Raw genomic sequence first — 12,042 nt, forward strand, 5'->3', positions numbered from 1 at the left:
CAATATTCAATCGGCGCTGACAACCCATCAACGTTTCACCGGTTCCAGCCCCGGCGTTTGAGAAGCTGCACTACGCCGTTTTTTCCGCAGCGTGCGCACCAACGCGACCAGTGTCGGTTTTCTCGTAAAACCTTTGTAGGCGCTTGCGCACATCGACACCCGACGCCATGCAGGAGTAGCCATACATGGCCTCCAGCCGAAGCTGGTCATCCAGGTTCCTGCCCACCATCTCAAGCACAGTTTCCTTGGCCGAGTGGAGCGCCGCCTGGTCGTTACGCAGCAGTTTCAGCGCCCATCGCTTTGCCTCTTCCATGAGTTGCTCATGCGGCACAACACTCGATACCAGATTCAAGTGCAGCGCTCGTTTTGCATCTACGGGATCGGCAGTAAGTACCAGTTCCATCGCTACCGCTGTGCCGCACATATTGACTAGCCGCGGGATACCACCATCGCCATGGTGAAACCCTCGGCGCGCTTCGAAGGAGCCGAAGCTGGCCCGTTCGGACGCAACACGAATATCACAGGCGAGCGCGAGTTCGAATCCAGCGGCGAGCGCCCAACCATTTACCGCCCCGATGACTGGCTTTTTCAAGCGATGGAGGCCCCGCGTCAGGCCGCCCAGACCGAGGTCAGCCATCTCCCGAACGTATTTGGGGGATGCGCCAACGATCTCAGGAACGAACTTTTTGAGGTCCATTCCTGCGCAGAATGCATCCCCTTTGCCCGTGACGATGGCAACATCGGCCTTGCTATCGCTGCTAAAGGTTGTAAATGCTTCAACCAGTTGTTTGTGCACATCCTGATCAATGGCGTTCTTCGCATCAGGCCGATTCAGCGTGATGTATGCAATTCGCTCGCTGACTTCATATAGGACTTTAGACATGTTCTTTCCTTCTACTTAAATACTCAGAAATATGGCTCTTCATGTAGTCCGACGACACAGGCTTTACGTCAAATTTCTCGTGTAACGTCGGCGCCCTGTCGGTTCACCGAACTGGAACTCAATCGTTGAATTTACCAATTGATTGCGTCCCACTTCTCAGCAACGGGGTAAACGGTTCAAATCGCGCTGTATTTGTATTAGGGCCTTAAATCAGGCTTCTTTCAAACGGCTTTCTTGAGCGATTGACATGCGTTTCATGAATGCCTTTTTGAATTGCTGCCCATGCGTTGATCCGCGGTCTAAGGATGCGATTGACTACGGCGGCCGCCGAAGACGGTGACCTACCCAGAGATAGTTCTTAGGCGACTGCGGTTGCCTCAAACTCGACCAGCAACTGTGGCAGGAACAGTCGACTGACACCAAGCATGGTCTGCGCCGGCATCAGCGACAACACCGTCTGGCGCTGGCTGCATCCGCCCCGGCCAGACGACGCGAGGGGGAGCATGGGTACGCACATGGCGGCGCCTGGGATTGTTAAGGGCTACGCCTTCGTCTGAACGTTCATTTATTTTTTGAAACCGACGGGAACCGACTGCAGTAGATCAAGCCAACTTTGAGCGCTCGACGACTGAAGAAGGCCTCCTTTTCTTGCCCTCAACCAATCCTGCCTTGATTGTTCGCTTCCCTGATTCAAGGAAGGCGTTCGAAAGAATTGGGTCATCAATCGCGCGCGCAAGCGTCATTGCCCCAACCATTGAACTCGCAATTCCTTTTGCATCGCCAGATAGTCCGTCCGCATTGAGCGCCTCCTCAATCACTTCAACCCATGCCATAAGCTGCCGCGTGAAAGCCGTACGCGTCTCAATCGGATGACGCGAAAATTCAGCGCTATTCGCTGCAGCGAAACAGCCCTCCTCCGGCTTGTCACGATGATGCTTTGATAAATATGCGTTGATCACCGAGTGAATTTTTTCACCTTTAGGTTTGCTTCGAACCAGTTCTGAAAATCCTGTCGTCGTGCGCGAAAATCCATCGTTGCAGGCTTCGGTAATCAATGCTTGTTTGGAATCAAAATGTGCATAAAATCCGCCCACTGTTAAGCCAAGACTTTCCATCAAATTTGCGACGCCCACGGCATCCAATCCTTCGGCACGAAATCTCTCCCCTGCTTTGCGCAAAATGCGCTGGTGGGTTTCCTGTTTGTGCTCTTTCGCATAGCGCATCAAAATACTCCGGTAGAACCAATTGCGTTAATACACCAACACCACCGAGACTGCACACCTCCGTCAATTGGCACCCAATGAACCTGATGCATTCATTGAATACCGAGCGCGACAGCGTCGTGACGTCTGCGTAGGACGGATTTTATATTACCACCATGATATCATTTTTCGGGTGCGGAGCAAATGACTCTAAAAAGCCTCAACACTTGTATCGCGACCATGCGATTTGTTACGGCGGGATACAGCTTCGAGCGTGAAAATTCGTCGGGAATGGTTGAAAATTGACGCACAGACTTTGCCGGATTGGCTGCCACTGAAGTGGTCAAGCAGGCGTGCTCATGGGAGCAAATCTGGCAAGGGCAAACCTGGCGAAAGTCGGGGACGCAAAGCCACCGGGCTTCGACGCTGATATTTGGCGTCATGCCAGCGGGGCTGCCGGGGCTGAGTCGCCGACATGGCTCAATCTGGTTTCTGCGTCGCCCTTTATTGCTTATCTAACAGTAAAGGCGACAACATGTTCAAACTCAACTACGCCACGGCGGCCTTCCTGGCTGCGCTTTGCGCCAACGCACTCGCGTTTGACAGCCTCTCCCGCTCCGAGCAAGCCGACACCGCTCAAATCGGCTACCGCTCGGCTCCCCATCAATGCAGTGACGCGCTCAGTGCCACGCTGTGCGCCGCCCGCATTGTGCCGACGCGCTCCATACCCGCGATGCCGGCCTTGACCGTCAGCGTCAATGGCGTCATGTTTTCAGCCGAATACACACCTTTTAGTACCGTCCAATATCCATTGGGGCTCGCGGACGCCAACGGCTCCTTGAGGTTGGCCAAGATGAGCTACCGTTTCTCGAATGACCGAGGCAGCGCCTATGGATTCGGTACCGGGGGCACGGCGGGCGCCTTTTTTGGTTTGCAGTCCACGGGCTTGGCGCCGCTGAGTCTCAGCGGTGAAGGCAGTCGTTTCAATGCGCCCTACTTCGACTTGGCGAACTCCGCCACCCACGTCGGCTACGGCATCACGTTCAGGAACGGTACCGTGATGCGCATGGGCATGCTGTCCCAAGCCGCCTCAGCGTCCTCGACGCTATTCCAACTGACCGCACCGGTTGCAGCCCGATCCTTGGCCACGGCTGAAGTACAAAAAGCCTTTGGCGAGCTCACCGGCGTGGTGACCATCGGTCAATTGCAGGAAACCAATTCGGTGCCGGGGATGACGGGCTCGGGCGCATTGGCCTTGGGCGCCAGTCCCAGCACGGCATTCGCGGCGTTGGCAGGATCGCTTCCTCTCGCGCAAAAAACAACTTTTTCTGCCATGGCCGCACTGGGCTATACGACGGGCTATGAAAACACCGCGGCGTCCCTGATTGACGGTGCCAGTGGTTCACGCACGGCCGCCTGGAGTCTTGGTTTGGGCCAAAAGGATGTGCTGCGAGAGGGCGACAGCTTGGGCTTTACTGTGGCCATGCCCCTGAAAACCATGTCTGGCTCAATGCAAATTTCGACGCCGCTTGCGCAAAACCAAGTCGATGGCGCTTTGCAGTACGCAAGCCAATCGGCCAGCCTTCAGCCTACCGGCACCGAGAAAGACCTGGAGTTTGCCTATGCCACGCCGATGCGCGTTGGCGGCCAGTTGACGACCATGGCGCTGATGAAGTTTCAACCAGGCCATGATGCCGAGGCGCCGACCCAATTTGGCGTTGGCCTGCGGTATCTGCGGACCTTCAAATAGCCCGCCTGCGTTTGGCCGTTGTGGTTGGCAAGTGCGGGACGAAGTTTGGCTGAGAGACAAATAGAAAAAAAGCCCGCAAGTCTTGCAACTTTCGGGCTTTTTTAGGTTTGACTCAATCAACGATCAGTTTTGCCTGGCCATTTTTTCGCGTCGCGCGGCACGAAGACCTTGCCACCGTTACCCGGCTTGGCGAATGAGGGCTTGCCAAATGCCGGCTTGCGGGCACCAAAATCACCGCGCGGGGCGCCTCCGTCATTGCGGGGAGCGAAATCACCACGCGGTGCGGGTGCATCGTTGCGGGCGCCGGCAAAACGGTCGTTGAAGCCGCCTTTGCGCTCGTAGCTGCGACCCTCGGGCTGACCGAATCCGCCGCCACCGCTATTATTTTGATAGCCGCCTGCGCCCGAATCACGGGGGCCAGCAGCGTTTCTGTCTGAAAAACCACCACGGCTCGCACCGAAACCACCAGAACGACCACCGCCGCCGCCGCCACCAAAATTCCCGCGGGAATGGTTGTCGTTGCCACCACGGCCACCGCCACCGCCAAAACTGTTGGGACGCGAATCAGGGAAACGTTGTTGCGGCTCCATACCGGGAATGGTCTCACCCTTGAATTGATGGTGACTGTGGAACTCGATGTCCATGATCTTGCGACGATCCCGGAACTCGGCAAAGGTCACGGCAATGCCGTCACGACCGGCGCGACCGGTACGGCCAATGCGGTGTGTGTAATCCTCCGCCTTCATCGGCAAACCGAAATTGAACACGTGGGTGACGGTGGGCACGTCGATACCGCGTGCTGCCACATCGGTCGCCACCAGAATCTGCACCTGACCCTGACGCAGCGCCATCAAACGGCGGTTACGCAGGCCCTGGCTCAAGGCACCGTGCAATGCCACGGCGGAGAAGCCTTCTTGCTGCAGGTCATTGGCCAGGCCATCACACTCGATTTGTGTGCTGGCAAAGACGATCGCCTGGTTGATGGTGGTGTCGCGCAGCCAATGGTCGAGCAATTTGCGCTTGTGCTGAGCATTGTCGGCCCAGAACAGCTTCTGGCTGATGTTGGCATGCTTTTCTTGCGGCGAATCAATTTGCAATTTTTGCGGTTCGCGCATGACGCGTGAAGCGAGTTGCTGAATGCGCGGCGCAAAAGTGGCGCTGAACATCATGGTCTGCTTGCGCTGGATGGTCAGCTGGTTGATGTCCGCCAGGTCATCGGAGAAGCCCAGATCCAACATACGGTCAGCTTCGTCCACCACCAGGAATTGCACCTGATCCAGCTTGATTTGCATGGAGCGTTGCAGATCGAGCAAACGGCCAGGCGTGGCCACCACGAGGTTGGCATTTTGCAGCTTGGCAATTTGCAGTTGGTAAGGCATGCCGCCGACAATGTTGGCAACGCGCAGACCGCGGCAATGTTGCACCAGATCGATGGCGTCGTGTGCCACTTGCTGGGCCAATTCACGCGTCGGGCAAACGATCAGCGCGCCGGGTGCGGCGGGTGCGAAATGACGCGGGTTGGTCGGGTCTTTGCGCTTGGCACGCTTGGGAGGTGCTTCGCCTCGTGCCACGGCTTCAGCCACCGCTTGCTCGAAATCAGCCTTCTCCTTGGCTTCGGCCTGGGCCATTTGTGTCAGCAGGGTGTGCAGCACGGGCAACAGGAAAGCGGCGGTCTTGCCACTGCCGGTCTGGCTGGAGACCATCAAATCGATAAAACGGGCTGACTCATCGGCTGCACCATGGCCTTGCATGGCAAGAGGAATGGTTTTCAGCTGAACCGTGGTGGGCTGGGTAAAACCCAGGTCTTTCACGGCCTGAATCAGCTCGGGCGCCAGGCCCAGGGCCAAAAAGCCGTTAGGCGCTTCTTCGGCGGCCTCAACAGGCGCTACGGCTTGAGCGGTCTCGGTGGCCTGGACAACGTTTTGCGTCATCTCGGCAGTGTCATTGGAAAAGTTTTCGACAAGCGATGATTCGCCCGTCGCTTGGATAGCGTCAGTCATGAATTTACTCACACGCGAGCGCCGCAGGGACTGCGACTGCTCCGTCAATGGTTAAAAAACATCAACCATCAAACGGAACCTGCTCTGACTCACGAAGAGTTCAATCAGCGCTGGGGGTCCTTCTTAAGCAATCCCGCAAATACGAATTTGCGAATCGGCTTTGGACCCAGTGAATGAAGGGAGATGTACAAATATGCACTGCTGTTTGCAGCGCAGCCCTCGATTATCACACAGATTCGGGTTTCTACCTAATCAATCAGTTTGATGAAGTGTTTACGGTAGTGTTCAAGCTCGTCAATGGACTCGTGCGTATCGGCCAAGGCGGTGTGGCGCTGCTGCTTTTTGAACGCGCTGTAGACTTCGGGCCGCCAGCGTTTGGACAACTCCTTGAGCGTGCTCACGTCCAGATTGCGGTAGTGAAAAAAAGCTTCCAGCTTGGGCATGTACTTCGCCAGAAAGCGCCGGTCCTGCCCGATGCTGTTGCCGCACATGGGTGAGCCTTTCTTGGGCACGTACCGGCTCAGGAAATCGATCAACTGCGCTTCGGCGTCGGCCTCACACAAGGTTGAGGCCTTGACCTTGTCGATCAGCCCGCTTTTGCCGTGGGTGCCTTTGTTCCACTTGTCCATCTTGTCGAGCTGCTCATCGCTTTGATGGATGACCAGCACCGGGCCTTCAATGCGGGATTCGAGTTTGGGGCCGGTGACGATGACCGCAATTTCGATAATGCGCTCAAGCTCCGGGTCAAGACCCGTCATCTCACAGTCAAGCCAGACCAGGTTTTGGTCGGATTTGGCAAGCGGTGTGCTTGGCGGGGGGGTGTTCGTAGCATCCATGCGCCGAATTGTCGCCGATGGCCTAAACTCGGGCGCCATGGCTGATTCGATTCCCTCTTTTCCTTATTCCTTGCTGCTGACCTTCGCTTTTGCGCTGACGCTGCTCGCCGGTCTGATGCTGAAGTTCTGGCTCAGCTCGCGGCAGATCCGCCATGTGGCGCAACACCGCACCCAAGTGCCTCCCGCCTTCGCGCACACCATCACGTTGGCGGCCCATCAGAAAGCCGCCGACTACACCATCGCCAAAGCGCGTTTTGGCTTGCTGGAGCTGGCCGTGGGCGCTGCCGTTCTTTTGGCGTGGACGCTGCTGGGCGGGCTCTCCGCGCTCAACCAGTCGCTGCTCGGCTGGCTGGGCGGCGGCATGGGGCAACAAATTGCCCTGCTGGCGGCATTCGTGCTGATCAGCGGCCTGATTGATCTGCCCCTGACCCTGTACCAGACCTTCGTCATCGAGGAACGTTTTGGCTTCAACAAAATGACGCTCAAACTCTGGCTGCTGGATTTACTCAAGTCCAGTTTGATCGGTGCGGTCGTCGGCCTGCCGATTGCGGCGCTGATTTTGTGGATGATGGGCGCGGCCGGCAGCGGCTGGTGGCTGTGGGCCTGGGGCTTCTGGATGAGTTTCAATTTGCTGCTGCTGCTGATCTACCCGACCTTCATCGCGCCGCTGTTCAACAAATTTGCGCCCCTGGAGGATGAAACACTCAAGGCCCGTGTGACGGCGTTGATGCAACGTTGCGGCTTTGCCGCCAAGGGATTGTTTGTGATGGATGGCAGCAAACGCAGCGCCCACGCCAATGCCTACTTCACGGGTTTTGGCGCGGCCAAGCGCGTGGTGTTTTATGACACCCTGCTGGCCAAACTGTCCGCCGACGAGGTGGACGCTGTGCTGGCGCACGAGCTCGGGCACTTCAAGCACAAGCACGTCATCAAGCGCATCATTTCCATGTTTGCCTTGAGCCTGCTGGGCTTTGCCCTGCTGGGCTGGCTGGCCACACAAGCCTGGTTTTACGCCGGGCTCGGAGTGCAGCCCAACCTGGGCGTACCCAATGATGCACTGGCGCTGCTGCTGTTCATGCTGGCCATGCCGGTGTTCAGCTTCTTCATCGCACCCTTGTTTGCCCAACTCTCGCGCAAACATGAGTTTGAAGCCGATGCCTATGCCGTGACTCAAACCAGCGGCCCGGACCTGGCCAGCGCACTGCTCAAGCTCTATGAAGACAACGCGTCAACGCTGACACCCGATCCGGTGTATGTGAAGTTTTACTACTCGCATCCACCGGCATCCGAGCGTCTGGCGCGGATGATGACTTAAACACGGGAAAAATCCACGCCATGCCCACCATGTTGAAGAAAAAAGAGGGGTCAGCCCTCGCCAGACGGGCGCTGACAGCTACAGAAATAGTAGCAAATCTGGCCCAACTGGAAGGCTGGACGCTGACCGGCGACGGCGCCGCCGTGGCCATTGAAAAGACCTTCACCTTCGCCAACTACTACGAGACCATCTCGTTCGTGAATGCGCTGGCTTTCATCGCCCATTTGCAGGATCACCACCCGGATTTGTCGGTGCATTTCAGTCGCTGCGTGGTGCGCTTCAACACCCACGATGTAGGCGGCATCTCAATGACTGATTTTGACTGTGCGGCGCAGGTTGACGCCTTGCTCGCATGATGGCAACGCACCAGGCGCACCGTTGATGGTACAAGCCACGCTCGATCGCGGCCTGATCGTCGCCAACTATGGTCGCCACTTTCTGGTGGAAACGCCCGAGGGACGACGCCTGATCTGCCACTCGCGCGGCAAGAAAAGCCAGGGGCTGGTCGGCGATCGGGTGCTGTGGCAGGCCTCGCGCGACGAAGGCACGATTGAGAAGATCGAAGAACGCCGCAACGTGTTTTACCGTCAGGACGAGATTCGGACCAAGTCGTTCGCCGCCAACCTGGACCAGATATTGATCCTGATCGCGGCGGAGCCCGAGTTCTCCAGCAGCCAGCTCTCGCGCGCCCTGATCGCGGCCGAGGCCGAGCACATCACGCCCATCATCGCACTCAACAAGAGCGATCTGGTCGAGCCCTTCGCCCGCGCCTGGGCGTGGCTGCGGCCTTACCGGCAAATGCATTACGGCGTGCTGCCGCTGTCGCTCAAGGCCTCGGGGGACGTCGATCGGGCGGAACTTCTCAAGCTGCTTCACGGCAAGACGACGCTGGTGCTGGGGCCGTCGGGCGCTGGCAAGAGCACCATGATCAATCTGCTGGCGCCCGGCGCACTGGCGCAGACCGGTGAAATCTCGCAGGCACTGAATTCGGGCAAACACACCACCACCAGCACCACCTGGTATTGGGTGGACAGTGAGAAGACCACGGCTTTGATTGATTCGCCGGGCTTTCAGGAGTTTGGTCTGAACCACATCGATCCGGCGCAGCTGGCGGCCTACATGCCGGATATCAAACCACATGTAGCCAACTGCAAGTTCTACAACTGCAGCCACCTGCATGAACCGGGCTGCGGCGTGATGGCCGCAGTCAAACCAGACGGTAGCCCCGATGGAATAAGCGCGAACCGCTATAAAATTTATAGCGATCTGTATGCCGAGCTAAGCCAGGCCCGAAAGTACTGAACCCAAAGCGTGTAACAGTTCATCGCATTGCGCTGGCGTGCCAATGCTGATGCGCAGGTACTGCTCGATGCGGGGCTGTTTGAAATGCCGCACCAACACACCACGCGTGCGCAGGTCGGCCGCGATGGCGGCCGCATCCTGCTGCGGATGACGTGCAAAAACAAAATTGGCCTGAGACGGCAGCACCTTGAAACCCAAGTCCTCCAGCGCCAGGATCAGCCCTTCCCGGCTGCTCATGACCGCCCGGCGCGTCTGCTCAAAATAAGCCTGATCTTCAAATGCCGCCACACCACCGGCGATCGCCAAGCGGTCCAGCGGATAGGAGTTGAAGCTGTTTTTGACCCGCTCCAGCGCTTCGATCAAGTGCGCCTGGCCACACGCAAAACCGACCCGCAAGCCAGCCAGCGAACGCGACTTGGACAGGGTATGGACCACCAGCAAATTGGGGTATTGCGCAATCAGGGGCATGGCACTGTCACCGCCAAAGTCCACATAAGCCTCATCCACCAGCACCACGCGCTTGGGGTGCAACTTCAGCAGTTGCTCCACCTGTTGCAGCGGCAAGCCGACGCCGGTGGGCGCGTTGGGGTTGGCAATGACCACCCCGGCCACCGACGCGCCCTCCCCACGCGCATAAGCCGAAACATCAAGGCGCATGTCAAGCGTCAAGGGCACCTGCTCAACCGGGATGTCGTAGAGCCCGCAGTACACCTTGTAAAAGCTGTAGCTGATGTCGGGCATCAGCAGCGGGCAGCCATGCTGGAAGAATGCAAAAAAGGCGTGCGCCAGCACCTCATCGGAACCGTTACCCAGAAAGACATGCGGCGCCGCCAATCCGTGATGCGCCGCAATGGCGTGGCGCAGCGCCGTCGATTCCGGGTCGGGATAAAGTTGCAAACCTTGCTGCGCCGCCATCTGAATCGCCGCAATAACGCGCGGTGACGGCGGGTAAGGATTCTCGTTGGCATTGAGCTTGACCAATTTGTCGATTTTGGGCTGCTCACCCGGCACGTAGGGCACAAGTCGGCCCACCACGGGGCTGCAAAAAGAGGCTTGCAAAAGACCAGTCACTTCCATTTTGATAGCAGCCAACGCATATCCGGCGAGGGCTAGCAGTGTATTTTATTTATAACTTAGCCCAGCAGGCGCGCCAGCGTCAAGAGCGCCAGCAGAACCATCCACATCACCACGGTGCGCCAGACCAGGCCAACAATGATCGCTAGGTGCGCCAATTCAGGGGTCTGCCCCGACGCAGATCCGCTTCGCCGGTCCACCGACCCCGGCGGCATCGCAGGCGCGCCATCGGCCGGAAAAGTCGCCACGCTGGCGGCGCTCCCCAGCCTGATATTCACGGCACCCGAAGTCGCGGCCAGAATAATGCCGTCGTTGTCGCCCTCAAAGCGCGGCTCGTAGTAACGCCAGCCATCAATCGCTTCTTCAAAGCTGCCAACCACGGCAAAGCTGATGGCGGTGATGCGCGCGGGCAGCCAGTCAATGGCCACCCAGGCGTCAGCGGCGGTCTGCTGCAGGGCCTCACTGACTGGATGATGCTGTGTTTTGCTCTTGTGCTGCCAATAGCGGGTGACGAATTCACTCAATCGGTACAGCACGGCGCCGGCCGGCCCAAAACCAAAGGCCGCCAGCACCGCAAACCAGGCCAGCACACCGAAGACATGGCGATGCGCCGCCAGCACCGAATACTCAATCACGTGACGCACAATTTCGCTGCGCGGCAACTCACTGGCGTCGATCTGCTGCCACTCTGCCAACAGTTCGCGAGCGCGGTCTTCATCGCCATCCGCCAGCGCATCCCGAATTTGGGTGAAATGGAAACTGAACTGCCGAAAACCCAGCGTGGCATAGAGTACCGCGACGCTCCAGACCACGGCCACCGGCCAGCCCAAAAAAGTATCGAACAACCAGTAGATGGCCAGCGACGCCAGGGACGGACCGCCCACGGCAAAGCCCCAGGCCAGCCAGCCATGAAACGACTTGCCGGCGTCAAAATTTCGGGTGCACCAGCGCACCCAGGCGCGCAGGCTCGCGTGCACCGGGTTGCCCCGGCCCAAGGGACGTGCCTGCTCCAGCAGCAGGGCAAAAAGCACCGAGATAAAGCTCATGCGATCATCATAGCGGCACAGCGCTTCAGGCCGACAGAAAACGGTAGAAGTTGCGCAGCATGCCCGCTGTGGCACCCCAGATGAAACGCTGCGTGATATGGCCCTCTACCGGGTCCTGATAAGGCATGGAGAACCATTCGCGTCGAACCCCTTCCCACTCAAAGACATGACGCCGATGGTGAGCCGGGTTCATCAGAAATTCCAGAGGCACTTCGAAGACATCGGCCACCTCAAAGGCGTTAGGTGTCAGCGTGAAGCCCGGCTGCACCAGGGCGATGACCGGCGTGATGATGAACGCTGATCCCGTCACGTAATGAGGCAGTACACCCAGCACGTGCACAAAAGCAGGATCCAAACCCACCTCTTCCTGCGCTTCGCGCAAGGCGGTGGCCGAGGCATCGGCGTCATCTTCGTCGGCCTTGCCGCCTGGAAAGGCGATCTGGCCGGAATGGGTTGAAAGATGCATGGTGCGCTCGGTCAACAAGACGGTCGGCTGTTCGCGCATCACGATCGGCACCAGCACCGAAGCATGCAAGGGCGCCCGATCTGAAAATTTCTTCTCGGCCAACAGCTCAGGCGCCCACACCGGAGGCGCCGCGAAGCGTTGCCGCAAGGCCGCAGGCTGCAATGATGC

12 protein-coding genes and 1 riboswitch are annotated in these 12,042 nt (G+C 58.2%); of the genes, 4 read left to right on the plus strand and 8 right to left on the minus strand.

The window, feature by feature from the left end; genetic code table 11:
* Nucleotides 1-70: 70 nt before the first annotated feature.
* From B3V69_RS05405 to B3V69_RS05415, 3 genes are all read right to left on the minus strand, one after another.
* The gene (locus B3V69_RS05405) at nt 71-883 is read right to left on the minus strand and encodes an enoyl-CoA hydratase/isomerase family protein (RefSeq protein WP_296444498.1); all 813 of its coding nucleotides are present in this window, start codon (nt 881-883) and stop codon (nt 71-73) included.
* A gap of 358 nt (nt 884-1,241) precedes the next feature.
* Nucleotides 1,242-1,388 (minus strand): hypothetical protein, encoded by a 147-nt coding sequence (locus B3V69_RS05410; RefSeq protein WP_296444500.1) that lies wholly within the window; start codon nt 1,386-1,388, stop codon nt 1,242-1,244.
* A 97-nt stretch (nt 1,389-1,485) separates the two neighbouring features.
* Complete coding sequence (locus B3V69_RS05415; protein ID WP_296444502.1) at nt 1,486-2,106, minus strand: TetR/AcrR family transcriptional regulator; 621 nt, start codon at nt 2,104-2,106, stop codon at nt 1,486-1,488.
* A 348-nt stretch (nt 2,107-2,454) separates the two neighbouring features.
* Nucleotides 2,455-2,546: riboswitch (cyclic di-GMP riboswitch) on the plus strand.
* 74 nt (nt 2,547-2,620) lie between these two features.
* Between B3V69_RS05415 and B3V69_RS05420 the strand changes: the two genes are divergently transcribed.
* Nucleotides 2,621-3,835, plus strand: coding sequence for a hypothetical protein (locus tag B3V69_RS05420; RefSeq protein ID WP_296444504.1), 1,215 nt, complete (start codon nt 2,621-2,623; stop codon nt 3,833-3,835).
* A 116-nt stretch (nt 3,836-3,951) separates the two neighbouring features.
* On the opposite strand, the gene B3V69_RS05425 is transcribed toward B3V69_RS05420, so the two are convergent.
* Together B3V69_RS05425 and orn are read right to left on the minus strand one after the other, a co-directional pair.
* The gene (locus tag B3V69_RS05425; RefSeq protein WP_296444506.1) at nt 3,952-5,835 is read right to left on the minus strand and encodes a DEAD/DEAH box helicase; all 1,884 of its coding nucleotides are present in this window, start codon (nt 5,833-5,835) and stop codon (nt 3,952-3,954) included.
* Nucleotides 5,836-6,083: 248 nt separating this feature from the next.
* Nucleotides 6,084-6,671, minus strand: coding sequence for an oligoribonuclease (orn, locus tag B3V69_RS05430; protein WP_296444508.1), 588 nt, complete (start codon nt 6,669-6,671; stop codon nt 6,084-6,086).
* 37 nt (nt 6,672-6,708) lie between these two features.
* Here orn and B3V69_RS05435 point away from each other — a divergent pair, with 37 nt between their 5' ends.
* Genes B3V69_RS05435 through rsgA form a run of 3 tightly spaced genes read left to right on the plus strand, consistent with a single transcriptional unit; the run spans nt 6,709 to nt 9,288 of the window.
* A complete protein-coding gene (locus tag B3V69_RS05435) occupies nt 6,709-7,986 on the plus strand; it encodes a M48 family metallopeptidase (protein ID WP_296444510.1) in 1,278 nt (425 codons plus the stop codon).
* Nucleotides 7,987-8,006: 20 nt separating this feature from the next.
* Nucleotides 8,007-8,342 (plus strand): 4a-hydroxytetrahydrobiopterin dehydratase, encoded by a 336-nt coding sequence (locus B3V69_RS05440; RefSeq protein ID WP_296444512.1) that lies wholly within the window; start codon nt 8,007-8,009, stop codon nt 8,340-8,342.
* A gap of 25 nt (nt 8,343-8,367) precedes the next feature.
* Nucleotides 8,368-9,288 (plus strand): ribosome small subunit-dependent GTPase A, encoded by a 921-nt coding sequence (gene rsgA / locus B3V69_RS05445; protein WP_296444513.1) that lies wholly within the window; start codon nt 8,368-8,370, stop codon nt 9,286-9,288.
* On the opposite strand, the gene hisC is transcribed toward rsgA, so the two are convergent.
* From hisC to B3V69_RS05460, 3 genes are all read right to left on the minus strand, one after another.
* Nucleotides 9,265-10,365 (minus strand): histidinol-phosphate transaminase, encoded by a 1,101-nt coding sequence (gene hisC, locus B3V69_RS05450; protein WP_296444590.1) that lies wholly within the window; start codon nt 10,363-10,365, stop codon nt 9,265-9,267. The genes rsgA and hisC overlap by 24 nt on opposite strands.
* Nucleotides 10,366-10,421: 56 nt before the next feature.
* Nucleotides 10,422-11,408 carry a CobD/CbiB family protein gene (locus B3V69_RS05455; protein WP_296444515.1) on the minus strand — a complete coding sequence of 329 codons (987 nt, stop codon included), beginning with the start codon at nt 11,406-11,408 and terminating at the stop codon, nt 10,422-10,424.
* A 25-nt stretch (nt 11,409-11,433) separates the two neighbouring features.
* The coding region (locus B3V69_RS05460; RefSeq protein WP_296444518.1) for a CoA pyrophosphatase at nt 11,434-12,042 on the minus strand (609 nt) is incomplete at its 5' end.

The sequence above is a fragment of the Rhodoferax sp. UBA5149 genome (assembly GCF_002413825.1).
Lineage (GTDB): Bacteria > Pseudomonadota > Gammaproteobacteria > Burkholderiales > Burkholderiaceae_C > Rhodoferax.

Excerpts from the sequence above, each read along its gene's own strand:
- B3V69_RS05410 (WP_296444500.1), bottom strand. The coding sequence starts at position 1,388 with ATGCTCCCCCTCGCGTCGTCTGGCCGGGGCGGATGCAGCCAGCGCCAG.
- B3V69_RS05415 (WP_296444502.1), bottom strand. The coding sequence starts at position 2,106 with ATGCGCTATGCGAAAGAGCACAAACAGGAAACCCACCAGCGCATTTTG.
- orn (WP_296444508.1), bottom strand. The coding sequence starts at position 6,671 with ATGGATGCTACGAACACCCCCCCGCCAAGCACACCGCTTGCCAAATCC.
- B3V69_RS05435 (WP_296444510.1), top strand. The coding sequence starts at position 6,709 with ATGGCTGATTCGATTCCCTCTTTTCCTTATTCCTTGCTGCTGACCTTC.
- rsgA (WP_296444513.1), top strand. The coding sequence starts at position 8,368 with ATGGTACAAGCCACGCTCGATCGCGGCCTGATCGTCGCCAACTATGGT.
- B3V69_RS05440 (WP_296444512.1), top strand. The coding sequence starts at position 8,007 with ATGCCCACCATGTTGAAGAAAAAAGAGGGGTCAGCCCTCGCCAGACGG.
- B3V69_RS05420 (WP_296444504.1), top strand. The coding sequence starts at position 2,621 with ATGTTCAAACTCAACTACGCCACGGCGGCCTTCCTGGCTGCGCTTTGC.
- B3V69_RS05425 (WP_296444506.1), bottom strand. The coding sequence starts at position 5,835 with ATGACTGACGCTATCCAAGCGACGGGCGAATCATCGCTTGTCGAAAAC.
- B3V69_RS05455 (WP_296444515.1), bottom strand. The coding sequence starts at position 11,408 with ATGAGCTTTATCTCGGTGCTTTTTGCCCTGCTGCTGGAGCAGGCACGT.
- hisC (WP_296444590.1), bottom strand. The coding sequence starts at position 10,365 with ATGGAAGTGACTGGTCTTTTGCAAGCCTCTTTTTGCAGCCCCGTGGTG.
- B3V69_RS05405 (WP_296444498.1), bottom strand. The coding sequence starts at position 883 with ATGTCTAAAGTCCTATATGAAGTCAGCGAGCGAATTGCATACATCACG.